The sequence below is a fragment of the Tsuneonella flava genome (genome assembly GCF_002870965.1).
Taxonomy (GTDB): Bacteria; Pseudomonadota; Alphaproteobacteria; order Sphingomonadales; family Sphingomonadaceae; genus Tsuneonella; species Tsuneonella flava.
The window spans coordinates 45,045-69,509 of sequence record NZ_PHSO01000003.1 but is presented as its reverse complement, the minus strand read 5'-3'; the positions used below and the strand labels follow the sequence as shown (position 1 = coordinate 69,509).

At 62.2% G+C, this 24,465-nt stretch carries 25 protein-coding genes; 12 read left to right on the top strand and 13 right to left on the bottom strand.

All coding sequences use genetic code 11. The features are described from left to right. The first annotated feature begins 76 nt into the window (after positions 1-76). Positions 77-421: an arsenate reductase (glutaredoxin) gene (gene arsC, locus CV013_RS02970; protein ID WP_102153786.1), complete on the top strand. Its 345-nt coding sequence runs from the start codon at positions 77-79 to the stop codon at positions 419-421. A gap of 67 nt (positions 422-488) precedes the next feature. Here the strand turns inward: arsC and CV013_RS02965 are convergent, their stop codons facing one another. After that, positions 489-1,853 carry an MFS transporter gene (locus tag CV013_RS02965; protein WP_408057001.1) on the bottom strand — a complete coding sequence of 455 codons (1,365 nt, stop codon included), beginning with the start codon at positions 1,851-1,853 and terminating at the stop codon, positions 489-491. Positions 1,854-1,977: 124 nt separating this feature from the next. On the opposite strand from CV013_RS02965, the gene CV013_RS02960 reads away from it, so the two are divergent. Then, a complete protein-coding gene (locus CV013_RS02960; RefSeq protein ID WP_408057006.1) occupies positions 1,978-2,595 on the top strand; it encodes a class I SAM-dependent methyltransferase in 618 nt (205 codons plus the stop codon). A gap of 86 nt (positions 2,596-2,681) precedes the next feature. Here the strand turns inward: CV013_RS02960 and CV013_RS02955 are convergent, their stop codons facing one another. Together CV013_RS02955 and CV013_RS02950 are read right to left on the bottom strand one after the other, a co-directional pair. Then, positions 2,682-3,044 carry a hypothetical protein gene (locus CV013_RS02955; RefSeq protein WP_102153784.1) on the bottom strand — a complete coding sequence of 121 codons (363 nt, stop codon included), beginning with the start codon at positions 3,042-3,044 and terminating at the stop codon, positions 2,682-2,684. Positions 3,045-3,252: 208 nt separating this feature from the next. Next, on the bottom strand, positions 3,253-4,080 hold the full coding sequence (locus CV013_RS02950) for a glycerophosphoryl diester phosphodiesterase membrane domain-containing protein (protein ID WP_102153783.1): 828 nt from the start codon (positions 4,078-4,080) through the stop codon (positions 3,253-3,255). Positions 4,081-4,147: 67 nt separating this feature from the next. Between CV013_RS02950 and lipB the strand changes: the two genes are divergently transcribed. Both lipB and CV013_RS02940 read left to right on the top strand, forming a co-directional pair. Continuing rightward, entirely contained in the window at positions 4,148-4,819 is a 672-nt protein-coding gene (gene lipB / locus CV013_RS02945; protein WP_408057000.1) for a lipoyl(octanoyl) transferase LipB, read from the top strand. Continuing rightward, entirely contained in the window at positions 4,816-5,172 is a 357-nt protein-coding gene (locus CV013_RS02940) for a hypothetical protein (protein ID WP_102153782.1), read from the top strand. The genes lipB and CV013_RS02940 overlap by 4 nt, the downstream gene beginning before the upstream one ends. Positions 5,173-5,188: 16 nt before the next feature. Here CV013_RS02940 and CV013_RS02935 read toward each other — a convergent pair whose 3' ends face one another. Further along, a complete protein-coding gene (locus tag CV013_RS02935) occupies positions 5,189-6,298 on the bottom strand; it encodes an alkene reductase (protein ID WP_102153781.1) in 1,110 nt (369 codons plus the stop codon). 53 nt (positions 6,299-6,351) lie between these two features. On the opposite strand from CV013_RS02935, the gene CV013_RS02930 reads away from it, so the two are divergent. Beyond that, the gene (locus tag CV013_RS02930; protein WP_102153780.1) at positions 6,352-7,266 is read left to right on the top strand and encodes a DMT family transporter; all 915 of its coding nucleotides are present in this window, start codon (positions 6,352-6,354) and stop codon (positions 7,264-7,266) included. 6 nt (positions 7,267-7,272) lie between these two features. On the opposite strand, the gene CV013_RS02925 is transcribed toward CV013_RS02930, so the two are convergent. The 5 genes from CV013_RS02925 to CV013_RS02905 form a co-directional block, all read right to left on the bottom strand. Then, positions 7,273-8,589 carry a DUF2254 domain-containing protein gene (locus CV013_RS02925; RefSeq protein WP_102153779.1) on the bottom strand — a complete coding sequence of 439 codons (1,317 nt, stop codon included), beginning with the start codon at positions 8,587-8,589 and terminating at the stop codon, positions 7,273-7,275. Between the two features lie 24 nt (positions 8,590-8,613). Next, a complete protein-coding gene (locus CV013_RS02920; protein ID WP_102153778.1) occupies positions 8,614-10,740 on the bottom strand; it encodes a prolyl oligopeptidase family serine peptidase in 2,127 nt (708 codons plus the stop codon). Between the two features lie 91 nt (positions 10,741-10,831). Then, a complete protein-coding gene (nadA, locus tag CV013_RS02915) occupies positions 10,832-11,818 on the bottom strand; it encodes a quinolinate synthase NadA (RefSeq protein WP_102153777.1) in 987 nt (328 codons plus the stop codon). Between the two features lie 96 nt (positions 11,819-11,914). Then, positions 11,915-12,598 carry a DUF4230 domain-containing protein gene (locus CV013_RS02910; protein ID WP_102153776.1) on the bottom strand — a complete coding sequence of 228 codons (684 nt, stop codon included), beginning with the start codon at positions 12,596-12,598 and terminating at the stop codon, positions 11,915-11,917. Continuing rightward, positions 12,583-13,455 (bottom strand): MBL fold metallo-hydrolase, encoded by an 873-nt coding sequence (locus CV013_RS02905; protein WP_102153898.1) that lies wholly within the window; start codon positions 13,453-13,455, stop codon positions 12,583-12,585. The genes CV013_RS02910 and CV013_RS02905 overlap by 16 nt, the downstream gene beginning before the upstream one ends. A 73-nt stretch (positions 13,456-13,528) precedes the next feature. Between CV013_RS02905 and CV013_RS02900 the strand changes: the two genes are divergently transcribed. Then, on the top strand, positions 13,529-14,989 hold the full coding sequence (locus CV013_RS02900; RefSeq protein ID WP_102153897.1) for a glycerol kinase: 1,461 nt from the start codon (positions 13,529-13,531) through the stop codon (positions 14,987-14,989). 40 nt (positions 14,990-15,029) lie between these two features. On the opposite strand, the gene CV013_RS02895 is transcribed toward CV013_RS02900, so the two are convergent. Together CV013_RS02895 and CV013_RS02890 are read right to left on the bottom strand one after the other, a co-directional pair. Next, the gene (locus tag CV013_RS02895) at positions 15,030-15,482 is read right to left on the bottom strand and encodes a DUF1465 family protein (RefSeq protein ID WP_102153775.1); all 453 of its coding nucleotides are present in this window, start codon (positions 15,480-15,482) and stop codon (positions 15,030-15,032) included. A 100-nt stretch (positions 15,483-15,582) separates the two neighbouring features. Continuing rightward, positions 15,583-15,780, bottom strand: a complete 198-nt coding sequence (locus tag CV013_RS02890; protein WP_102153774.1) for a YdcH family protein — start codon at positions 15,778-15,780, stop codon at positions 15,583-15,585. A gap of 204 nt (positions 15,781-15,984) precedes the next feature. Here CV013_RS02890 and CV013_RS02885 point away from each other — a divergent pair, with 204 nt between their 5' ends. The 5 genes from CV013_RS02885 to tilS all read left to right on the top strand — a co-directional run bounded on the left by CV013_RS02885 (position 15,985) and on the right by tilS (position 21,667). After that, positions 15,985-16,143 carry a YdcH family protein gene (locus CV013_RS02885; protein ID WP_102153773.1) on the top strand — a complete coding sequence of 53 codons (159 nt, stop codon included), beginning with the start codon at positions 15,985-15,987 and terminating at the stop codon, positions 16,141-16,143. A 187-nt stretch (positions 16,144-16,330) separates the two neighbouring features. Continuing rightward, entirely contained in the window at positions 16,331-18,598 is a 2,268-nt protein-coding gene (ptsP, locus tag CV013_RS02880) for a phosphoenolpyruvate--protein phosphotransferase (protein ID WP_102153772.1), read from the top strand. A 149-nt stretch (positions 18,599-18,747) separates the two neighbouring features. Further along, positions 18,748-19,578, top strand: a complete 831-nt coding sequence (locus CV013_RS02875) for a helix-turn-helix domain-containing protein (protein ID WP_102153771.1) — start codon at positions 18,748-18,750, stop codon at positions 19,576-19,578. Between the two features lie 153 nt (positions 19,579-19,731). Next, positions 19,732-20,670 (top strand): tetratricopeptide repeat protein, encoded by a 939-nt coding sequence (locus CV013_RS02870; RefSeq protein WP_102153770.1) that lies wholly within the window; start codon positions 19,732-19,734, stop codon positions 20,668-20,670. 121 nt (positions 20,671-20,791) lie between these two features. After that, positions 20,792-21,667, top strand: coding sequence for a tRNA lysidine(34) synthetase TilS (tilS, locus tag CV013_RS02865; RefSeq protein WP_223805145.1), 876 nt, complete (start codon positions 20,792-20,794; stop codon positions 21,665-21,667). Here tilS and CV013_RS02860 read toward each other — a convergent pair. Together CV013_RS02860 and CV013_RS02855 are read right to left on the bottom strand one after the other, a co-directional pair. Next, positions 21,660-22,340, bottom strand: a complete 681-nt coding sequence (locus CV013_RS02860; RefSeq protein ID WP_102153768.1) for a L,D-transpeptidase family protein — start codon at positions 22,338-22,340, stop codon at positions 21,660-21,662. The genes tilS and CV013_RS02860 overlap by 8 nt on opposite strands. A gap of 195 nt (positions 22,341-22,535) precedes the next feature. Beyond that, entirely contained in the window at positions 22,536-23,372 is an 837-nt protein-coding gene (locus tag CV013_RS02855) for a transglutaminase-like domain-containing protein (RefSeq protein ID WP_321196958.1), read from the bottom strand. A 135-nt stretch (positions 23,373-23,507) separates the two neighbouring features. Between CV013_RS02855 and CV013_RS02845 the strand changes: the two genes are divergently transcribed. After that, positions 23,508-24,257, top strand: coding sequence for a DUF2334 domain-containing protein (locus tag CV013_RS02845; protein WP_102153765.1), 750 nt, complete (start codon positions 23,508-23,510; stop codon positions 24,255-24,257). Positions 24,258-24,465 lie beyond the last annotated feature (208 nt).

The following is a 24,465-nucleotide window of genomic DNA, read 5'->3' as shown; positions in this document are numbered from 1 at the left end:
GCAATAGCAATAGATATTATCGCCTTTGCGTGAAAATGGCGCTTCGCTAAGGGCGTGCGGAGAAGGAGAACCGCGCATGAAAGCCACCATCTGGCACAATCCCAATTGCAGCAAATCGCGCCTCGCGCTGGAAACCCTGCAAGCCCGCGATGGGGTGGAGGTGGAAGTGATCCAGTACCTCAAAAACCCGCCCACGCGGGAAAAGCTGGCGCAGCTCTATCGCGATGCCGGGATGGCGGCGCGCGATGGCCTGCGGACCACCGGCACCGACGCGAAAGAGCGTGGCCTGACCGATGCGGATGACGATACCGTGCTCGATGCGATGGTGGCCGATCCCAGACTGATCGAGCGCCCGCTGGTGGAAACGGGCAAGGGCGTGCGCCTGTGCCGGCCGCCGGAGAAAATCGAAGAGATTTTGTAACTGCCCCTGGCGGCCTCCCGCTCTGTCGCCGTGATGCAGAGCAGTGGGGGGCAGGCCGAGGGGCGCGTCAGTCCGCCTCTTCGTGGCGGGCCTCCAGTATCGCGTCCGGCTCCAGCCAGCGCCAACCGACTACGAACACGCTGAGGCACAGCGCGCAGATCGTCGTGAAGCCCAGCCATTGGTGGTGGCCGTACAGCCACACTCCGATGGCCGGGGCAATCACATAGGCCGCGCCGTTGACTGACGCGACCACGCCGCCAATCTGCCCCTGTTCGCGCCGGGTGACCGCCAGCGATGCCCCGGCGGTGAAACCGGGCCGGTAAAGCCCATACCCGAGCGAGGCGATGGAGAAGCCCAGCGTGATCGGCTGCAAAGTGTCCGCCGCGGCGAAGATGATTACCCCCGCCGTCGCCAGTGCCATGCCCCACATCGTCGATGCGCGCGGGCCGAGCCGCAGCATCGGGATCAGCCCCCATTGTGCCAGCAAAGTTGCCCCGGCGCCGCACATCAGCACGATGCCGATCGAACTGGCCCCGGCACCGGGATCGGCCCGCAGATGCAGCCGGTCGAGAATGAAAAACCCGATGATCCCCAACGTCATCGCCTGTGCGTGGCCGCCCAGCAGTCCCGACACCATCCATGGGCGCAGGCGCACATCGCCCCACCGCAGATGCGGGATCGGGGTGGTATCGTTGCTGTCTTCGTCGTCCGACGTGTCTTTGCCCATGCCGGGATTGGCGCTGGCGCTGAACGGCGCGGCGGTGACCGATCCGCGCGCGGCATAACTCGGCGCGTCGTCGGGCAGGCGCAGGCGCAAGGCGATCAGCACGACGATGCCTATGATGGCGAATACCAGAAACGGGCCGACCAGCCCGGTCGTCGGGAACACCAGCAACGGTGCCAGTGCAGGCCCGATCACTGTGCCCAGCCCGAAGCTGGAAGCGATCACCGCCATTGCCTGTGTCCGTTCCGCGCGCGGTGTGCGGCTGGCGACATAGGCCTGCACCGCAGGCGGCGCGGCAGAGCCGAACCCGCCATAGAGGCTGCGCGCCGCAGCAAACAGCAGCAAAGTCCACAATGCCGGCAAAGCGCCTGCCAGCCCGAACCACAAAACCATGCCGCACAGGGCGAAGCTGGCGATAAAGCCGATCAGGCCAATGGCCATCATCGCCTTGCGCCCGCGATGGTCCGACCGGCGGGCCCACATCGGCGCACAGATCACCCACAGCAATGCCGACCAGGTATAAGCAAGACTGATCCACACATCGGCAACGCCCAGTTCGGTGCCGATCGATGGCATCACCGATTGCATCGCGGTGTTGCCCGCTGCCGTCACCAGCATCACCATGAACAGCAATGCCATCCGCGCAGGCGGAATATGCCGGGCCATCGGGACGGGTGGAGGCGGTGGCTGTGGGGCGTCTTCGCGCATATCGCTGGGCTACCCGTGGTTGGCAGCGCTTGCAATGCGCGCGCGAATTTGCAAGTGCGAACCTATCCGATCGGCCCGTCGTTTGCAGGGTCGCAGATACGGGACACAATAAACCTTGAACGAAGTGAACGAGTTGGCGCTGCGCCGTGAAGAAGGCCTCGGCCGCAAGCTGAGTCGCTATCTTGGCCAGTGGGGAGTATTCTTTCGCGGCTTTATCGAACACCCGCGCATGGTCGGTTCGATTATCCCGTCGTCGCGCTTTACCATCGCCAAGATGCTGGCCCCGGTGAAATGGGACGAATGCAAGCTGTTCGTCGAATATGGGCCGGGTGTGGGTACGTTCTGCCTGCCGGTGCTGGAACGTCTGCGACGCGATGGCACGCTGATCGTGATCGATACCAACCCGCTATACATCGATTATCTCAACCGCACGATTTCCGACAGCCGGTTCCGTGCAGTGCTCGGCTCAGCCGAAGATGTCGAAGATATCGTGAAGGCGCACGGGTTCGATCAGGCGGATTATGTCCTGTCGGGCCTGCCGTTCTCGACCCTGCCCGATGGCGTTGGCCCGGCGATTGCCGCCGCCACCTATCGCGTGATCCGCCCCGGCGGCGCGTTCCTGGTCTATCAGTTTTCCGCGGCGGCGCGCGATTTCATGGCGAAGCATTTCAAGCACATCGACAGTGGGTTCGAACCGCTCAACGTACTGCCGTGCCAGTTGTTCTGGGGCTGGAAAGACTAAGTTGCGGGGAGACAATTCGCCGGGTTCGGTCAATGTCTGCTCACCGGCATTCTGGCCCGGAAAGCGGCCTGTCGGGAATCGACTCCTTAGCAGACATCGTTCTCCTGATGATCCCGACCGCAATGCCCACAAATCTTTCTTGGCCAAGGTGTCGAAATCGCGATGAAACCCTTGTTGCTCAGAAACGGTGATAGTCCGCAATTGGGGCACCGGAAGGCAACCATCATGATAATACCGTGACCAAGCCAGAAGGCCATCCCTGCTATCATTCCAGCGTTGCCGAACGCGCGTTGCAGTAGTGACATCCAAATCGGAAATGTGAACATGACACAGAGGACCCAGCCCAAAAAAAGCTGTCCTTTCCGATAGAGCGTCATTGGCAGATAATGCCTGGAAAATGGCAGCTCGGCAATGTCCGCTTCCCACCCCATTACCGTCATAGCAAGCATACGAGGTTACGCCCTATAGCTGCCGGTCATTCACAGTGGAATTGGCCCGCGCCGCCTGGTCTGACCGTCGCGCCAGTGCGTGTCTGGTAATCTGGCGCTATCGTCTGAAGTGCGCGTGGTGCGCTCTGCCGATCCGGCTATCGGTCGGTAGGTAAACTCTGCGCCCTTTGGACATCTCCGCCGGGCGCAAGGTATGGGCGGTTGCCGATCAGTCGAAAGTTTCGCTGACCGCTTCGGGCGACCCACCGGTCAGCTGGTGATGGATCGCGGCCAGCACGGCCAGCAGCAGAGTGATCCACACGCTGTTCATCAGGCCGGAAATGATCGCCTGCCCGATGGTCGCGACTTCGGGGCCGCCAATCGCGAGGATCAGGCCCACGATCAGTCCGATCACCGAACCGACCACTGCGATGGCCAGCATCAGCAGCATCAGGAACAGAAAAATCCGCAGGCTGTTGCCTTTGGTCAGGCGCCACGAGCGGCGCAGCGCGGCAATCGGGTTGGATACCCGTTCGATTGCGATCACCGGGGCGACCATCACGAACTTCACGAATACATAAATCGCCAGCACCACCAGCGCGAGCCCGACAATGACAGCGGCGGCGACCGAACCGGCGGCCCCGATGGCAATCGGCACGATCATCAGCAGACCCATCGCGAACCCGACCAGCAGTTGAGCGACAAGATAGGGCACGAACAGCTTCGCCCCGATGGCCAGCGCTTCGCCCACAGTGGGGCGGCGGCGGTCGGTCAGCAGAGCCAGCAGGCCCAGCATGCCGATCCCCTGTACGATAGTGACCAGAATTATCACCCACCAGATCGAACCGTACAGCGCAGTCATCGCCTGCATCGCTGCCTCCGGATCGCCATTACTGGCCATGCTCGCTTCCACCTCGGTCATGCGATTGCCCATCAGGAGGGCAAATGCGAAATATGGCAGGAAGAAAAACACACCCGCGACCACCAGCATGACATCGCGATTGGCCGAAATCAGCCGGGTCGCGTCTTCCCATGCTTTGCTCATGTCGAATTTCATTCGTGGTCTTCCCTGTTTCGCGTCTTGCCCCTTGATAACCGCTGCGGGCATCGCCACGCAATCTCTGATGATGAATTATCTTCCGCCCGAGATCGAGTTGCGCGTGTCAGACGCTCCGATCCCCTATCGCGATTCGCTGGAGGAGATGGAAACGCGCAACCGTGCGATTGCCGCCGGGCAGGCGCGCGAACTGATCTGGCTGCTGGAACATCCCCCTGTTTACACTGCTGGAACCAGCGCCGCGAAAGACGAATTGCTCGATCCGCGATTCGATGTCGTCGAAGCCGGGCGGGGCGGACGCTACACCTATCACGGGCCGGGCCAGCGGATTGGTTATATCCTGCTCGATCTCAATCGGCGCGGGAAAGACGTGCGCTGTTTCGTGCACGGGCTGGAACAATGGGTGATTGCCGCTCTCGCCCGGCTGGGGGTGGAAGCCTGGCCCGCCGATGGCCGGGTGGGCATCTGGACCCGCGATATCGACGGGCGCGAAGCGAAGATCGGGGCGATCGGCGTGCGGGTGCGGCGCTGGGTCACAATGCATGGTTTTTCGGTCAATCTGGCGCCCGATCTCACCCATTTCACCGGGATCGTGCCATGTGGGATCGACGAATTCGGTGTCACCAGTATGGAGCGACTGGGTATCGCGCTTGCGCCCGGTGCCTTCGATGAGGCATTGCTGGCCGAAGCCGGTGGCTTTCTTGCCAGGCTCGGCACATGCGATACGGAAACACGATGACGCTCAAGCCCGCACTTTTTGCTCTGCCACTCCTCGCTCTGCTCGCCGCTTGTGGCGAAAAACAGAGCGCTGCTTCGAATGAAGAGCGTCAGACGGCGGTGGGCGAGATCCTGCCCGGTTCGATCAGTGACGAAATGTTGCCACTCGACGAAGTGAAATCGCAGTCGCCTCCGTTGAAGGAGAGTCCGTCGGATAAAGGCAGCGCCAGAGCCGGCAGCGACACCGCCTCCGGTGCAGCGGCAGACAGCGGCGCGTCGCCCACGCCATCTGCCACGCCATCCGCAAAGCCGTCCGCTTCTGCAGCTCCGGAGCCCAGCATATCGCTGGGCAATCCGGCCGCTACGCAGGACTGATCGTAGCAATCGCTTGTCAGGATGCTGCAGCGGCAGCTTCTTCCATCGTCGGATAATCGATGTAGCCTTCCGCACCGGGCAAATACCAGGTTTGCGGTGCCCCCTTGTTCGGCGCCCATTCTGCCCCGGCAGCGATCCGCGCGGCGAGATCGGGGTTGGAGATATAAGGGCGGCCAAAGCTGATCGCTTCGCAGCGGCCGCTCGTTACGTCTGCTTCTGCCTCTTCGGCGGTATAGTCGCTGTTGAGCACCAGCGGGCCGGTGTAGATCTGGCGGATCACGCCATCCTGTTTCGGCACGTCGGTCCGGCCGAATGTGCCATCCGGCCCTGGCTGGCGCAGTTCGACGAACGACAGGTCCAGATCCTGGCACACTTGTGCGGCAGCGGCGAAAGTGGTCGCAGGATCGCTATCGTCTACCCCTTGCGAATCGCCGTTGGGCGACAGCCGCACACTGACCCGATCCGCGCCCCACACGCCGATCAGTGCTTCGAGCACTTCACGCAGGAACCGCACACGGTTTTCTGCCGGGCCACCATATTCATCGGTCCGCAAATTGGATGAATCGCGCAGGAACTGGTCGATCAGATAGCCATTTGCGCCGTGCAACTGGACACCATCGAATCCGGCTTCTTTCGCATTGGCAGCGGCCTTGCGGTAATCGTCGACCACACGGGTAATGTCGGCCACGCTCATTTCGCGGGCCTGTTCGTATGGTTTGCGGCCGGTGGGGGTGTGGGCATGATCGGGCGCGGTGGTCGCGCTGGCGCTGACCGGCGGATTGCCATCGAGGAAATCGGGGTGGACCAGACGCCCCATGTGCCACATCTGCAGAATGATCTTGCCGCCTGCATCGTGCACCGCCTGAGTCACCGGTTTCCACCCTTCGACCTGTTCCGCATTCCAGATACCGGGGGCGGAAGGCCAGCCCAGACCTTCGCGACTGATGCCGGTGGCTTCGCTGATAATCAGCCCGGCACCGGCGCGCTGCCGGTAATAATCGACCATCATCGCATTCGGCATAAAGCCGGGAACAGTGGCCCGCCCGCGGGTAAGCGGGGCCATGAAAATGCGGTTCTTCGCTTCGATTGCGCCTACCTTGATCGGCGTAAACAGGGCATCGTGCATCGATGGCCATCCTTTTTGCTGGTTTCGTTCTGCAACGGAGCTAGGGGCGACTCATGAACTCGACAAGCAGCACGACAGACAAGAATGCCTTTCAGCCCGACGTGCGACACTTCGTTGCGTTGATCGCTGGCAATATCGTGCTGGCGCTCGGCCCCTGGCTGGTGCGGCTGAGCGATACCGGCCCGGTTGCCGCCGGGTTCTGGCGTATGCTGCTGCCTTTGCCGGTGCTCGCTGTGCTGGCCTGGCGCACACGCCTGCCAGGGAAGGTGAACCGCCGGATGGTGGCTCTCGTCCTCGCTGCGGGCACGTTCTTCGCGCTCGATCTGGCGAGCTGGCACACCGGGATCGAACGCACCCGGCTGGGCAATGCCACGCTGTTCGGCAACGCGGGCAGCATCATCCTGATGGTGTGGGGCATTGTCGCCTTGCGCCGCCTGCCCAATACCCGCGAAGGGCTGGCGCTGGCAGCGGCCATCGGCGGGGCTGCGATCCTGATGGGGCGCAGTCTGGAAATTTCGGCCAAGACGCTGACGGGCGATCTGTTCTGTCTGTTCGCGGGGCTGTGCTATGCCTTCTACCTGATCCCGGCGCAGCGCGCGCGGGCGACAATGGGACAGTGGAGTGTGCTCCTGCTCGTCAGCCTCGCCGCCACGCCGCTGTTGCTGATCGTGGCGCTGGCGCTGGGCGAACCGGTCTTGCCCGGCCCCGCAGGGTGGACCCCGGTGGTGACGCTGGCCATATCCAGCCAGATCGTGGGGCAGGGGCTGCTGGTCTATTCGCTCAGGAATTTTTCGCCGCTGATTATCGGGATGGCTCTGCTGACGCAGCCCGCGATTGCTGCGGCAGTAGGCTGGCTTGCATTTGGCGAAACGCTGGGCGCGCCCGATATCGCCGGGATGGTGCTGGTGGCTGCCGCGCTGGTGCTGGCCCGCACACAGGCCCCGGCTGCGCCGCGTGTGCGGGTGTAAGACCGTCTAGCCGAACCGCGCCCGGAACGCCTTGTGGTGATCTTCCACGTCCTGCAAATCGGGCCCTTGCAAGGCGGTGCGGGCCTGTTCCAGCAGCAAGGCCGCTTCCCCGCGTAACAGATCGATGCGTTTGGTTTCGTCGATCGTGCTGGCTGCGTTGGCCAGCACGTCGAACATCACCAGCGATGCACGCGGGCTGGTGGCAACCGCGCTGCGAACCGCGCCGAACCCGCGCCGCACGAAATGGGCGAAGCCATCGGGCAGGGGATAGACCCACTTTTCGTTCGCTTCCTGCCGCGCGTTCTTACGCAAATCGCGATTCCCCAGCTCAGCGGTGGCGGCGCCCAGCCAGTGCAGAGCCGTGATCGCAGTGAAGGGATCGTTGATACCGGGGCTGAGCGCGCGCAGGGCGATTTCGACCAGTTCGTCGATCAGGAAGTCGGGGTCTTGCTTGGGCGTGCGGGTCGCACCCAGAATCAGTGCGGAGTGCAATTTATCGGTCAGATCCTCATCGGGTTCACCGCCATCGAGCTCCGCCAGCGTGACACCGGGATGCACGAAATCCCCCGTCCGCACTTTGAGAGAGATCGCGCATCCGTATTCCTCCGCGATTTCGCCCAGTTCATCGAAATCGATCATCTGGACATAGCCGGTGCCTTCGGCTCGCAGCGGTTGACCACCGGGCTGCTCATCCGGCTCCGCCTCGCAGCTTCGCTGGGGGAATTCGGCGCGCACCTGCTTGAGCAGACGTTCGCCGATCCCTTCGAGCACGGTATTGATGCGGATCGAGCTGGGAATGTGGTTGAGGAAGAATACCAGCACTGCGACCGAAATCGCCATCAGCGCAAATGCGACCAGAAGCGATAGCTGCGGGACGAATCCCGGCAGAGCGGTCGATGCCGCATCGGCCGCGTTCGCTGCAACTTCGTCTTCCGCCCGGACCGAACGCAGAACGATGATCGAATAGACGAAGGTGGCAATAAAGGTCGCCAGCGAAAGCTGATTGCCCTTGTCTTCCATGAAATTGGTCAGCAGGCGCGGACCATAGTTGCCGCTGGCGTAAGCAACCGCGGCGATTGTGATCGAAAATACCGTCGCGGCCGTGCCGATCATCGATCCGGCGATGACGCTGAGCATATTGGTCGCCCCGTCGGGCCGCGCCGGGACAATGATCGACATGGTATTGAGCCAATCCGCGAAACCGTTCCGATCCAGCCAGATCAGCGTGAACGCCAGCACCGCGGAAAACACCGAAAACAGTGCCGGGTAAAACCAGTAGTTCGCGTTGAGCCGACTCCAGAGCCAGCGGATTTGTGCTGTCATCCCCCGTTCAACGCATCGGACGCCTTACGGTGCCGACTTGTCGCCCTTTATCAATACCCGGTCGAGATAAGCGTGGATCAGTGCGGCGCGCACCGCGTCTTCCCCGTGATCGCCGCCCACCGAATGCCCGCCCAGGCGATATTCGTGGAAATAGACCGGATTGCCGTAATCGATCAGCTTAGCCGCCATCTTGCGCGCATGGCCGGGATGGACCCGGTCATCTTCGGTGGAGGAATAGAAGAACACCGGCGGATATTTGGTGCCTTTCTTCACGGCCTGATACGGCGAATATTTGCGGATAAAGGCCCAGTCGCCCGGCACATCGGGGTTGCCGTATTCCGCCATCCACGATGCTCCTGCGAGCAAGTGCGAATACCGCTTCATGTCGAGCAGCGGCGAACCGATGATCGCTGCGCCGAACAGATCGGGCCGCTGCGTCACGGCGACGCCCGCCATCAGCCCGCCGTTGGACCGGCCCGACACCGCGATCTTGCCTTTTGTCGTCAGCCCGCGCGCGACGAGATCCTCTGCCACGGCATAGAGATCGTCATATGCGCGCTGCCGGTTCTGACGCAGCGCTGAGTCGTGCCAGCCAGGACCATATTCGCCGCCACCACGGATGTTAGCGAGGACATAGACCTGCCCTTCGTCCACCCACCACATCGCCACCGGCCCGGCGCGATAGGGTTGCGTGGTCAGGTATGTCGGCAACTGTGCCGCGCGGAAACCGCCATAGGCATGGATGAACGCTGCCGCAGGCTTTGTCGCGCCTTTCTTGCGAGCGAGGAAGTAAGGGACTTTCGTGCCGTCTTTCGAAGTCGCGAAATACTGTTCGACATCGATCTTGCTGGCATCGAACTTGGCCGGCAGCGACTGCACTGCATTGGCTTTGCCATCGGCGCCAACGGCATAAAGCGTCGGCGGCACAGTGAAGCTTTGCACTGTAGCGAACACTGTGTCGCTCTTGTCGTCACCTGCATCCAGCGCGATCGTCGCTTTGTCCGGCAGGCTGGCAACGGTCTGCGTCCACCCGCCATCGCTATCGGGTTTGAGCGCCAGCAACTTGCCAGAAACATTGTCGAGCAGGTTGATCCATACCGCGTGATCGGTGGTTGAAACCGACTGCACCGCTTGCTTGTCGGTCGGCGCAAATACCAGCGAAGGAGCCGGGGCCTTACCTTCCGCAATCGGGGCGATGGGCCATGAAATGACCGATCCAGCCTTGAACTCGCCCATCGGTTTGTTGAGATATGCCAGCAGCTTTCCGCCGATGATGCCGTGCAGATCGGCAGTGTCGGGCATTGGTACGGGCATCAGCGCGCCGCCAGCACCTTCCACCCATGCACGACCTGTGTAAAAGCTGGTCGCGCGGGTGACGAAGACATAGCGTTTATCGCCATCCATGATCGCAAAGCTGCCGACCGAGATATCCGACGGCGCGCCTTCCATCACCGTGGTGGCGCTGGACAGCGGAGTGCCGCGTTTCCACCGCTTGAGCACACGGGGATAGCCCGAATCGGTCATCGATCCCGCGCCCCAGTCGGTGCCGACCAGCAGGGTATCGCTATCCTGCCAGGTCACGCCGCTCTTGGCTTGCGGCAATTCGAACCCGCCGTCGACGAACTTGCCGGTGGTGCGATCCCATTCGCGCACGACATCGGCATCCGATCCGCCGGGGCTGAGCGAGATCAGGCAGCGTTTGTATTCCGGCGCAAGGCAATCGGCCCCGTGCCACACCCATTTCTGGTTTTCCGCTTTCGACAGCGCGTCGAGATCGATCAGGGTTTTCCATTCGGGCTTGCCTGCCTTGAACGACGCCAGACTGGCTTCGCGCCACAGGCCGTGGGTATGCCGGGCATCCTGCCACAGGTTAGTGACGACATCCCCCATCACCTGACCCGGTTCAGCGATCTGGGCATCGTCGTCCATGATCGCCTTAGCTTCGACGCGGTCCTTTTCATAAGTCGGCGCGGCGGTGAGCGCGGCCATCGTTTCCGCGTTCCATTTATCGACTGCGGCCAGTGCCTTCTCGCCGTGAATATCCTCCAGCCAGACGTAAGGATCGCCGCTCTGGGCAGTGGCGGCGATCAGCAGGGGAGCGACGGCGGCCACTCCGGCAAGGGCAAGGATACGGCGGGAAGTCGGCTTCATAAATGCGGCCCTTCGTCAATGCATTGGTATCAGGCGAAACTTCCTAAGGCGTGGGGGCGGCATTGGCCAGCCCCCGCAGCCCATCCGCCGCTTACACTTTGCCGAGGTCGCCCTTGCCAATGGTGCCGCTGGCCATTTCCAGCATCCGGTCGAGGCTACGCTTGGCCGCCAGGCGCAGCCCTTCCTCGATTTCGATCCGGGGTTCGAGATCGCGCAGCGCGGTATAGAGCTTCTCCAGCGTATTCAGCGCCATGTAGGGGCAGATATTGCAGCTGCAGTTGCCGTCCGCACCTGGCGCACCGATGAATGTCTTTTCCGGCAGCGCTTTTTCCATCTGGTGAATGATATGCGGTTCGGTCGCCACGATCAGCGTGTCGCCTTCGAAGGTCTGAGCGAATTGCAGGATTCCGCTGGTCGATCCGACATAGTCGGCATGATCGACGATGGTTGGCGGGCATTCGGGGTGTGCAGCAACCGGTGCACCGGGATGCTGCGCCTTCAGCTTGAGCAGTTCGGTTTCGCTGAATGCCTCGTGGACGATGCATACGCCCGGCCACAGCAGCATTTCGCGGTTGAACTTGCGGCTCATGTATCCGCCCAGATGGCGATCCGGGCCGAAGATAATCTTCTGATCTTCAGGAATCTGGCTGATGATCGTTTCTGCGCTGGAACTGGTGACGATCACATCGCTCAGCGCTTTCACTTCGGTCGAACAGTTGATGTAAGTCAGCGCGATGTGATCGGGGTGCGCTTCGCGGAAAGCCTTGAACTTTTCCGGCGGGCAACTGTCTTCCAGCGAACAGCCTGCGTCCATATCGGGCAGGACCACGATCTTTTCCGGGCTGAGGATCTTGGCGGTATCGGCCATGAACTTGACCCCGCAGAACGCGATCACATCGGCATCGGTTTCCGCCGCCTTCTTGCTCAGTTCCAGACTGTCGCCGACGAAATCGGCCAGATCCTGGATCTGCGGCGACTGATAATAGTGGGCGAGGATCACCGCGTTGCGCTCTTTACGCAGACGATCGATTTCAGCGAGCAGATCTTCGCCCGTGGGCAGCTTGGTTTCGGCAGTCATATCGTGTCCCGTTGCGATGCGTTTGCGGCGCTTATAGCTCGAATGGGCGCAGAGGCGAGGGGGCTTCCGCGCGGGCGTTCTCTGTGTCTTATAGCTTCAGGATTGTTTCTCGCCTTCGAAGCGGACCTTCACCTTCACATCGCCATATCCGGCAACCTGCATCGGGATGGCCAGATTCTGCCGCACGGCTTCCTTCGCTGCTTGCCGGGCGAGAGCCAGAACCTGCGGGTTCTTGGCAAATGCAGCGGCCTTGCGTTCGGCTTGCAACGAATTGTTTTTCGACAGTGCGCGCTGTGCCCCGGCGGTGACCCAGTTGCCGTCGGTGAACTCCCGCGCTGCTGCTTCGTCCAGATTGGGTCGCGAAATCTTCAGCGCGGGCAATACGACGTCGAGCGTTTCGTTCGATGCATCCCATGCAAAGCTGTCGCGCCCCACGTGCGACAGGTCGAGCGTGTAGGTGACGGTGGCAGGCAGGATAGTCGCTTGCCTGCTTTTCAGCAGGTCGATCCCCAGCACGCCGCGCGCATCTTCGCTTTCCGCGACCACTTCGAAACGGCTGGAGAAGACATTGAGCGAATTCTGCTTTTCGAAGGCGAGCATCGCGCTGCCGACGGGGTCGCCTTCTTCGCTGTAGAAATAGGCCCGCCAGGTGAGGAATGCGACCGCAGCCAGCAACACGATGACGATCAGCCAGGGCATAGCCTGCACTCGGGCCAGCGATTGCTGGCGCTGTACGGGGGTGTCAGGGCGGGTCTCTTCGCGGGTTAGTTCGTCTGCCATATATCCTCCGAACGGCTAACTACGCCTCGCTGTTCCAGATCGATCAGGTGAGCGGTTACGCTCATTCGCGCTGCGCCATTCAGTTTGGGATCAAGCCCCTTGTACATCGCCGCCACCAGTTCATGCGGACTTTGCGCGTTTTCGCTCAGCAGGCGCACGATCTGGTTTTCGCGCTGGCGGCGATGCCCGATCATCCCGCGCACCAGTTGCCGTGGCCGCTCCACTGCGGGACCGTGCGCCGGGTAATAGACGCGATCTTCTCGGGCATAGAGTTTTTCGAGGCTGGCCATATAGGCCGACATGTCGCCATCGGGCGGCACGACCACGCTGGTGGACCAGGCCATGACGTGATCCCCGGTGAACAGCGCGCCCGATTGTTCGAGCGCAAAGCAAAGGTGGTTCGATGTGTGCCCCGGCGTCGCAACGGCGGTAAGTGTCCAGCCGGGGCCGGTCATCGCCTCGCCATCGGCCAGCACGCGATCGGGTTCGTACAGCTTGTCGAACGATGCGTCGGCCCGCGGTCCGCTGTCGTCGAGTACCAGCGGCGCACAGCCGACAATCGGTGCGCCGGTCCGCTCTGCCAAAGGGCGGGCAGCGGGCGAATGGTCGCGGTGGGTATGGGTGCACATGATCGCGGCGACTTCGGCATCGCCAATCGCGGAAAGCAAGGCGGCGATATGGTCCGGCTCGTCCGGGCCGGGGTCGATCACCGCGATCCGGCTGTCGTCGCCCACCAGATACGTCTGCGTTCCGGTGTAGGTATAAGGAGACGGATTGGGTGCGAGTACGCGCCGCACTAGCGATTCGGGATGTTCGACCAGCCCGGTGGGCCACGGTTTGGGAGGAGGTCCAGCCATCGCTTGCATATGGGGGCAAGCCTGCGCCATGTCACCCCGAGCCTTTTTGCAAGGCCGAGGAGAGATGCCGCTTATGACCGACTATGTTCTGGTGCTCGATTCGGGGACGACATCGACCCGGGCGATCGCGTTCGATTTGCGCGGCGCGGTGGCCGCGGTGGCGCAGCGACCGCTGACGCAGCACTATCCAAGGCCGGGCTGGGTCGAACACGATGCGAGCGAAATCCGCGACCGGACGCTGGCCTGCATGCACGAAGTCGCACGAAAGGTCGGCGCTGCCAATATTGCTGCAATCGGCATTACCAACCAGCGAGAGACAGTGGTGGCGTGGGACCGCCAGAGCGGCGAACCACTGGCCCGCGCGATCGTGTGGCAGGATCGCCGCACAGCCGAATTTTGCACCGGTTTAAAAGAAGCGGGGCACGAACCGGCGGTGCAGCGGACAACGGGATTGCTGCTCGATCCGTATTTCTCTGCCACCAAGATGCGCTGGCTGCTCGATAACGATGGGCAGGTGCGGGCAGCGGCGCGGGCCGGTCGTCTGGCATTCGGAACAGTGGAGTCCTGGCTGCTCTATCATCTAACCGGCGGGGCGCACATGACCGACGCCAGCAATGCCAGTCGTACTCTGTTGCTACCGCTCGATGCACCGCATTTCGACAGCGGGCTATGCGATCTGTTTGGGGTGCCGCTAGGTGCGTTGCCCGAAGTGATCGATACGCATGGTGCTCTGGCGGAAACCACGCTGCTTGGCACCGCAACGCCGATTGCCGGGCTGGCAGGCGATCAGCAGGCCGCCACCGTGGGGCAGGGCTGCTTCGCCTTCGGGGAAACCAAGGCGACATATGGCACCGGCGCATTCGTGCTGACGAACAAGGGCGGCGAAGTGCCGCATTCGGATCATCGCCTGCTCGGCACTGTGTTGATGCAGCGCGGCGGCGAACGGACATATGCTTTGGAGGGATCAGTGTTCGTGGCTGGCAGCCTGATCCAGTGGCTGCGCGATTCGCTGGGTATTATCTCCAGCGCCAGCGAAACAGAGGCTCTGGCCCGATCCGTGGCCGACAGTGGCGGGGTGACGATCGTGCCTGCTCTCTCCGGGCTGGGCGCGCCGCATTGGCTGGCGCAGGCGCGGGGGGTGATCGCCGGACTCAGCTTCGCCAGCGGGCGCGCACAGATGGCCCGTGCCGCGCTGGAGGCGATGGCGCATCAGACACACGATCTGGCCGATGCATTCGCTGCTGACAATGCCGGATGGACCGGCTTGCGGATCGATGGCGGGATGAGCGCGAACGACTGGATGGCGCAGGATCTGGCCGACATGCTGGAGATGCCCGTCGAGCGACCCGACATGGTCGAAACAACTGCGCTGGGCGCGGCGATTCTGGCAGCGGTGGGGGGCGGTTTGTTCGGATCGCTGGAAGATGCAGTCCACGCCATGCGCGGTACAGTGCGGACGTTCGAGCCGCATATGTCGGAACAGGTGCGCGTGGAGCGGTTGCAGCGTTGGGAAAAGGCGCTGGCGGCGGTTTAAGCCGGGTTGGCCTCTGCTTGCCTGTTCAGGCAGAGCCCGATCAGGCGCCCATTTCCCGGCCCAGTTTTTCGTGAAATCCGCGGACTGTGGAATCGCGCATAGCGAACCGGTCGCGCCATGCGTTGTCGAGCCGCGAAACGCGCAAATGCATCGCTTCGGTTTCCCGGATCAGCGAGCACGTTTCCGAATCCAGATAGGCAAGATTGGCAGGGTCCGATGGGCGGTCGGGTGGCAGGTAACCGTTACGGCGCAACTGGAATTCGCTGAGTTCACCGGCATGATAGGCGCGCTGGTTCAGCAACCACGCCAGCAGGTGCATCATGCGGGTGGTCGTTCGCAGCCCTTCCGCAGATAATGCGATCCGGCCCAGATCATTGCTTTCGTTGGCGGAGGGCGCCAGATCGAACGCTGACCTCACTTCGTCGGCAAGGATCAGCGCTTCGCAATAAAGCGCTTCGATAATCGGCTGGCTGATGCTGCGTGGTTTCCCCATGTCAACGGCCTAGATCGCGCGAATCGTCGATTCCAGCTTGGTAACTGAGTTTTCCCGCATCACTTTGTTCGCTGTCCCGCAGCGGGACAGCGAGCGGCGGTCAGGCGATGATGTCGGGCAACAATTCGTCTTCGACCATCGAGATCTGGTCTTTCAGACGCAATTTGCGCTTCTTGAGCCGGGCAATCTGCAACTGATCGGTCGATCCGGCGGCTGTCAGGGCATCGATTGCCGCATCCAGATCGCGGTGCTCGGTTCGCAGCATCGCGAGGCGCTTGCGAAGCTCTTCTTCCGTCATCCCCGCTCTACTCCCTATGCTCGCGCTCAGGTGCGAACGCCTCGTCGCAGATTCGCGTGCGGTCCGTCGATTAGGGATTCGTGGGGGCTTCGCAAGTCATCAATGTTATGTTTCAATAATGAGACGCGGCTCGTTCCGCGAAGGTGCGAGTCGCTTCACCGGGTGTCCCCCGCGAGAAGGGGCCCCTTCGTTTAGGAGAACGATATGCTTTCATCGTCCCACGCCGATGCCCTCCACTCCAAACATGCTGGTCTCGAAGCCCGCTTGCGCGAGGAGATGAATCGACCGGCACCCAATGTGGAGGCGATCAAGCGCATCAAGGTACAAAAGCTCCGCATCAAAGAAGAGCTGAACCAGATTTAGTACCGCATGAGGGTTTTGCGCGCCTGCCAACCCCTTTCGGCAGGCACGATCACCGCTTGACCGGCGGGAGGATGGCGCGTCGCAGAGGCCGGATGGCCTGCTGCACGCGCCATTTCTCATGATAATCCGCAACAGCTGCGAATGGGCGTTTCCCAACGCGGGCACAATCGGTTAGACATGGCAGCCGATGTCCGCCGCCGCCGCCGCCCGCTCGATACTTACCCAGTTGCACGAAGTCATGGCTTCGCGCCTGCATCCGCAGGGCAAGCTGGATCGTGTGGTCGAAATCATCGGCGAAAATCTGCACAGCGAAGTCTGCTCGATCTACCTTCTGCGCGAAGGGATGCTCGAACTGTTCGCAACCCGCGGTCTGGAACAGAGCGCGGTCCACGTGACCCGGCTGGCAGTGGGCGAAGGCCTGAACGGGGTGATTGCCGACCGGATCGAAACGCTCAACCTCGCGGAAGCGGCGGCGCATCCCGACTTCGCCTATCGCCCGGAAACGGGCGAAGAACGGTTCCATTCGTTTGCCGGGGTGCCGATCGTCTATCGCGAACGGGCAGTCGGTACGTTGTGCGTCCAGCATTCCGACCCCCGCCGCTACGAAGATGTCGAGATCGAAGCGCTGCAGACCGTGGCGATGGTGCTGAGTGAACTGATCGCGCACAATGGACTGGTGGACGAAGAAACCGGTGCGCTGGGAGAGCTGCTTTCCGGGCCGCAGATGGTCACTGGCCTCAGTCTGGTGAAAGGCATCGCGTCGGGCGTTGCGGTCTTCCATCAGCCGCGTATCCAGATCGATCAGGTCGTGGCCGACGATATCGAGGTCGAGCGACAGCGGGTCTATCTCGCGTTCGACAAGATGCGTGATCAGATCGAAGCGATGGCCAGTCAGGCCGAGTTCGGAACCGGCGGCGAACATGACGAAGTCCTCCAGACTTACAAGATGTTCGCTTACGATGAAGGGTGGAGCCGCCGGATCAACGAAGCGATCGATTCCGGGCTGACGGCAGAGGCGGCTATCGAGCGGGTGCAGCAACGCACCCGGATGCGGATGCGCGAAATCGACGATCCGTTGCTGGCCGATCGGATGCACGATCTGGAAGATCTGTCGAACCGCCTGTTGCGGATCGTTTCGGGCCAGCTCGGCACTGCTGCGACGCAAGGGCTGCGGCGCGATACGATCCTGATCGCTCGCAACCTTGGCCCGGCGGAATTGCTCGAATATGATCGGCGGCGTCTCAAGGGCGTTATTCTGGAAGAAGGTTCGCTGACCGCGCACGTCGTGATCGTGGCGCGGGCAATGGGTATTCCGGTGCTGGGGCGCGCGCGCGGCATTCGCGGGATTGTGCGCGATGGCGATGAAGTGCTGCTCGACGCCGACAAGTCGATTGTCCATGTCCGTCCGGCGCAGCAAACACTCGATCTGTTTGTCGATCGTTTCGCACGCACCCGCGAACGGCAGGCGGCCTATGCCGAATTGCGTGATGTCGAACCCTTCACCCGCGACGGCACGCGGATACAGGTGATGATGAATGCCGGTCTGCGCGACGATATTGCATCGCTGCCGCTGGTCGGGGCGGACGGGGTCGGGCTGTTTCGCACCGAATTTCAGTTCCTTGTCTCCGCCACGATGCCGCAACGCGAACGCCAGACGCGGCTCTATCGCGACGTGTTGGAAGCAGCGGGTGATAAACCGGTGGTCTTCCGCACGGTCGATATCGGCGGCGACAAAGCGGTTTCGTATATCCATTCGGAAGAGGCGGAAAACGAAGAGAATCCGGCGATGGGCTGGCGGGCACTGCGGCTCGCGTTGGAGCGTGAGGGGCTGCTCAAGGCGCAGGCCCGCGCTTTGCTCGAAGCGGCCAGTGGGCGGACGCTTTACGTCATGTTCCCGATGGTATCCGAACCGTGGGAATTCGACGCTGCGAAGGCGGTGTTCGATGGCCAGCTTGCCTTCCTGAAAAAACGGAAGAAAGTCCTGCCCGAAGCGATCCATTACGGGGCCATGCTGGAAGTGCCCGCTCTGGCCGAAGTGCTGGATGCATTGTTGCCCCGGATTTCGTTTCTCTCGATCGGAACCAACGATCTGACACAGTTCCTGTTCGCCGCGGACCGCGCCAATCCTAAACTGGCGGAGCGATATGACTGGGTCAGTCCCGCTATTCTGCGGTTCCTGCGCCGTGTCGTGCTGGCGGTGGAAGGCAGCGGGGTGGATTTGCGTGTATGTGGCGAGATGGGGGGGCGGCCTCTGGAGGCACTGGCTCTGCTCGGGCTGGGTTTCCGCAAGCTGTCGATCACACCTGCCGCTATCGGCCCGATCAAGGAACTGGTTCGTAAGGTGGAATTGTCAGAAATCGGCGCGGCGATGACGGGGTGGCTGCATTCGCCGCCGCCGGATATGCGTGCCGCTTTACAGCAATGGGCAGACGAAAGGGGCATTGAAACTGACTGATTTGGCATGGTTTTGCGGGGTTCACCGCGCTCTTCGGCCACTTCATCGACAACAACGCCACGCATAACATCGAATTATTGACAGGTAACACGCGGTACTTTTCTGATAACAAGCCCGGGGGACGGGGCGCACAATCATTTGGACAGGTAATGGATCAGGATACGGCTACGCCGAACGAAGAACTCCCGCTGCATGGTGCGGGCGACCGCTTGCGTCAGGCACGCGAAGCTGCCGGGATGACGATCGAACAGGTCGCCGCCGAAACCCGCATTCCGCTGCGCCATCTCGAAGTGATCGAGGCGGGCGATTTCGGTGCGCTGCCCGCGCGGACATATGCGATCGGCTTTTCCCGCACATATGCGCGTATGCTGGGCCTCGACGAGAAGGAAATTCTGGACGACGTGCGCGCGCAACTGGGCGCGACCGATTATTCGGAACGGCAACGGGTCGCGACGTTCGAGCCGGGCGATCCGACGCGGGTGCCCTCGCGTGGGCTTACTGCGCTCAGTGTGCTGGCGGTGCTCCTGCTGCTCGTCGGCGGATTTATGTTCTATACCCGCGTGGTCGCACCGGGTTCGGGCCCTGCATCGCTGCTTGGCCCTGACGATGCACCCGTTGCATCGGCCAGCGCGACCGCGGCGCCGCGCCCTGCCGCGAAACCGGCGGCGGCCCCTTCCAGTGGCCCGGTCGTATTTACGTCTGAACAGGAAGGGATGTGGATCAAGTTCTACGACGCCGATGGCAAGCAGTTGATGCAGAAGCAGATGGCCAAAGGCGAAAGCTATACCGTTCCCGCCGATGCCAAGGGGCCGATGGCGTGGACCGGACGGCCCGATGCCTTTTCGATCACAGTTGGCGGTCGCTCCATTCCCAAACTGTCCGATGAACAGGGAGTGATGAAAGATGTGCCCGTGACTGCGAAGGCGCTGCTGGACCGATCGGCCCAATCTGACACCCAATCGGCGGCAATGGGAAATTGATCTCGCGCAGTTTCCCCGAATAAGGTTAACCGGCGGCTCGACAAGCACGCCACGCGGCGGCAAATTGCCGCCGTTGCCGTTCAGGCGTCGTTCGACTGACCCGTTCAAGGGAAGGGTCGGATATGTCTGAAGGCATCTGACGGAAGGGACCACATGGGCAATTTTACCATTCGGGCGATCGCCGCGCCGCTGGCGCTGGCTGCCATCGCCGCCACCGCGACCCCGGTCGCAGCACAGGATGCCAATTCCGAAGCGCGCCTGAAGAAGGTCGAGGCGGAAATCCGCGCGCTGCAGCGTAAGGTCTTCCCCGGTGCGGACGGCAAGTTCTTCGAACCGCAGATTACGCAGGCACAGCCGACCACCGCACCAAACACCTCCGCGCCCACGACAACGGCGGTGACCGATATCCTCGCCCGGCTCGATGCTCTGGAATCGCGGATTGCCGGGCTGACGGCACAGACCGAAGTCAACACCAACGCGATCAATCTGATCAACCAGCGTCTCGATACGTTTAGCGGTGCGGCGCCTGCCGCGACCACTACGACATCGAGCGAAGCAGTGGGTTCGAACCTTTCTGCGATGACCGGTGGCGCTTCGGCGCCAAAGCCGGCCGCGCAATCGGCACAACCCGCAGCGAAGCCCAGCGGCCCGACTGCTGAGCGGCTGGCGGCGGTGCAGGCGATTACCAAGCCTAAGACCGACGATGCCGGGGATGACGAATACAGTTACGGTTTCCGCCTGTGGGATGCGAAGTTCTATCCCGAAGCGGAACAGCAGCTTTCTATGTTCGTCGAAAAATATCCGAAGCATTCGCGGATCAGCTATGGCCGCAACCTGCTGGGCCGCGCCTATCTCGACGATGGCAAGCCCAAGGAAGCGGCGGCATGGTTCCTGAAGAACTATCAATCCGACAAGCAGGGCGCGCGTGCGCCGGACAGCCTGCTCTATCTGGCAGAGGCGATGATCGCGCTGAAAGATACCAAGCGCGCCTGTATCGCACTGGCCGAATTCAGCGATACCTATCCGGCGGTCGCCACCGGGCGGCTGAGCGGCCAGTATCAGGCCAATCTCAAGAAAGTGAAATGCAATTGATAGCGGGCTGCATCCGCATCTGATCGCGCGGTTTCGGGCAGACCTCGAACGGGTCTGGCCCGATGCCGCCGATGCCGCTGTTCCATCGCCCGCGCCGGATGCCCCACGACTGGGACTGGCTGTGTCGGGTGGGCCGGATAGTCTTGCACTCCTGCTGCTCGCCCATGCTGCATTGCCGGGGCGGATAGAGGCGGCCACCGTCGATCACCGCCTGCGCCCTGAAAGCGTGGACGAAGCGACGATGGTCGCGCGTATTTGTGCCGATCTGGCCGTGCCGCATGCGATATTGCCGGTTTCGGTGGAGCCGGGCAATGTTCAGGCAGAAGCGCGTCTCGCCCGCTATGGCGCATTGGAAGGCTGGCTCACCGCGCGCGGGCTGGGTGCGCTGGCGACCGCGCACCATGCGGACGATCAGGCCGAAACCCTGCTGATGCGGCTCAACCGGGGCAGCGGTGTCGCGGGCCTTGCCGGGGTGCGCGCGGCAGGGGCCTCGCCGGGCGGTGTGCCGCTGATCCGCCCGCTGCTTGGCTGGCGCAAGGCGGAATTGCAGGGCATTGTCGATGGCGCGGGGCTGATGGCTGCCACCGATCCGTCGAATGCTGATCCGCGGTACGACAGGGCGCGAGTGCGCGCGCAGCTTTCCGTAGCCGACTGGATCGATCCGCTGGCGCTGGCGACCAGTGCTGCCCATCTGGCGGATGCGGACGAAGCGATCGAATGGGCCGCGCAAAGTGAATGGGACCGGCAGGTTGCCGTGAACGGCGCCGAAATCACCTATCGCCCGCAGGCCCCACGCGCGGTTCGCTTGCGGGTGCTGGCACGGGCCATCGGGGAACTGGGCGGCGATGCGCGCGGTTCGGCCATCGCCCGGCTCGATCAGGCTTTACGGGCAGGACAAGCCGCCAATCTGGGCGGCGTGCTGGCGCAACTCCGCGGGGCAGACTGGATCTTACGGCCCGAACCTGCGCGCAGAACGCCCGGACACGATCCTAAATAATCGAATCGCCCTTCGTCATCGTTTCACCACGGGTAATGATGACTTTGTCGCCCGGCTTGGCGATGGAATAAATCTTGGAGACGAACTCGTCCGGCCCGGCGATGCAGCCGTGGCTGGCATAGCCGTTTTCAACATTCGAGCCGCCGTGGATCGCCACCCCGTCGCTGGTCAGGCGCATGGTCCACGGCATAGGCGCATTGCCGTATTTCTCCGAAACGTTGTGCCGTTCCTTCGACATGATCGGGAACGTACCCAGCGGTGTGGGATAATCGTCCGTGCCGAGCAGGACGGCAGCCGCGCCGATTTCATACCCGCCTTTGAATACCGACAGCACCCGCGCATCGAGGTCCACTGTCATCACCAGCGGACCATCGGGCACATCTTTGTCATCCCAGAAATACTGGCCGTATTTGATCGGGCCGGGGATATCGAGAATGCGCTTCACGACGAACCGCTCATCCGCTTCTGGGGTGGCAGATGCGGTTGGCTTCGCATCGTCATCAGCGACCTTCTCGTCAGTCAGAGCTGCCGGATCGACCGGAATCGCATCTTCGATAGCGGGGCTCGCTTCGGTCTGGCTATCGGCCATCCGGTCGCTGACCAGCATGGCCCCACCGGCAGCGAGAACGACTGCCGCGGTGGCGCCGCCAATCCATTTTACCATCGTATTCATGCCCCCATTATGGTGCGAACCGACCGTGACGGCCAGAGGCGAAGGCAGGCGCGTCTCCCTGTGGGACGCCGCTCGCGTAAAAGTTAACGGGGGGCGAGCAGGGTCTGGAGGAGCGGCCCCGCCGTTGAGATGGGTGGCGCGACGCAGCAATCCACGGATCGGCTGAGCCTCTATCGCAGCCGCGCGGTCAGGCGATTATGTCTGGCTGACGGCCACTGTCTTGTTGCCAAACTGGGAGTCGCCAAACGTCGTCAGGAAGCTGACATCGGCGGCATCGCGACCCACGCCGATTTTCACGATATCGCTTGGTGTCGCCATCCCGGTCGCATCGACCAGATGCCAGGCACCGCCGCCAGCCACCGTGGGGTCGGCCAGAAAGACTTCCGCCACGGCATGAAAATCGGGCGGCTCGACGCCGGGGGAAAAGCACGAGACGAACCGCGCCGGGATCGTGGATGCCCGCGCCAGTGTTACCAGCACATGGGCATAATCGCGGCAGATGCCCCGGCGTTCGATGAAGCTGTCCATCGCGGTGGTCTCGGGCGTGCTCGAACCGGGTTCATAGGTGAAGTGTCCGGCAATCCAGTCGCGGATCGCCAGCACTCGCGCACCCCCAGTCGTGGCACCGAATTCGTCGTCGACGAAGGAATGGAACCGGTCTGCCTGACAATACCGCGAATCCATCAGGTAGCTGAACACTTCGCCTGGCAATTCGTGTGGCTGAAGCGCCTCCAGTGAACCGAGCGGGGCGGTGATGCGGTCGATTTCCACTTCCGCCGAATAATCGACGCTGAAAAAGCCATCGGCGCTCAACATGATTCGTTCACCGATGTTATCTTCTGCCGGGATGCGCGCGAAATATTCGCTGGGCGAAAGGCGGGTGTCGCAGCGGATTAGTCGCTGTTCGGGCAGCGACGCGGCTTCGAATTGTAGTGCGACATCAGTGAGCTGCGGCAGCGTGAAGTCGAAATGGGCGTCGATGGAGATGATCATGATACGGCTGATAATGCCCGGTTCCGCCGTGGGTTTCATCAATTCATTAATGCCGTGCAAGCTTGAATTCCCCGGAATCGACATTACCCGTGCGGACAAGATTGTTATGTTGTCCATTCGGGCCTTTCCGGTCGCCCTTTGCGGGGCTGCCCTCTTCCGTGCGATGCCGCGGGGATGAGCGCGCGCCGTCTGCTTGTGTCGATACACGATGTCGGCCCCGGTTTTTCCGATCAGGTCGATCGCCTTGCCGATCGTCTGGAAAGGCTGCTGGGCGGGCCGCGTTTTGCCATGCTGGTGGTGCCCGATCACTGGGGCGCCAACCCGCTGGAACCAAACGTCGCCTATCGGGCAAAGTTGCGCGAATGGGCCGACCGCGGAGTGGAAATGTTCGTCCACGGCTGGTTCCACAAGGATCTGTCGCAGCACGAAGGGCTGGCGAACTTCAAGGCGAAGCATATGACAGCGGGGGAGGGCGAATTCCTCGGCCTGTCGCATGACGAAGCCGTGCGGCGGATGCGCGATGGCAAGGCTCTGGTGGAAGACACCATCGGGCGGGAGGCTACCGGATTTATCGCTCCCGCGTGGCTTTATGGCGATGGCGCGCGGGCGGCGTTATTCGAAGTCGGCTTCCGTCTGGCAGAAGATCACTTCCGCGTCTGGCGCCCGTCGGATGGCGCGGTGCTGGCGAAAGGCCCGGTGATCACCTGGGCCAGCCGATCCACGATGCGGACGGCTTCGTCACTATTCTTTGCCGGGCTGGCGCGTACCGGATTGCACCCGCTGAACACGGTGCGGATCGCTGTTCACCCTGGCGATACGACCAAACAATCGATCCTCCGCGATATCGATCGCACCGTTGGCGCCTTCGCGCGTCGCCGCCCTGTGGGGCGCTATGCCGATCTGGATGCCAATGCTGCCAATTGACCCGATTTCCCTATCGGCCGCCCCCGTGCGACCGGTATCCCACTGCATAGTCGCGCCGCATATGCTGCCTGACCGGAAGCTGCCGATGGAGTTCACACTGGATAAATCTGCTGTGTGTCATATCGCGGGCATAGCGGCACGGTGCCGTATGCTGGCAGGCGATGCTCTGTCCGGCCTTCATTTCGAACAGGATAGGCTCGAAAAAACG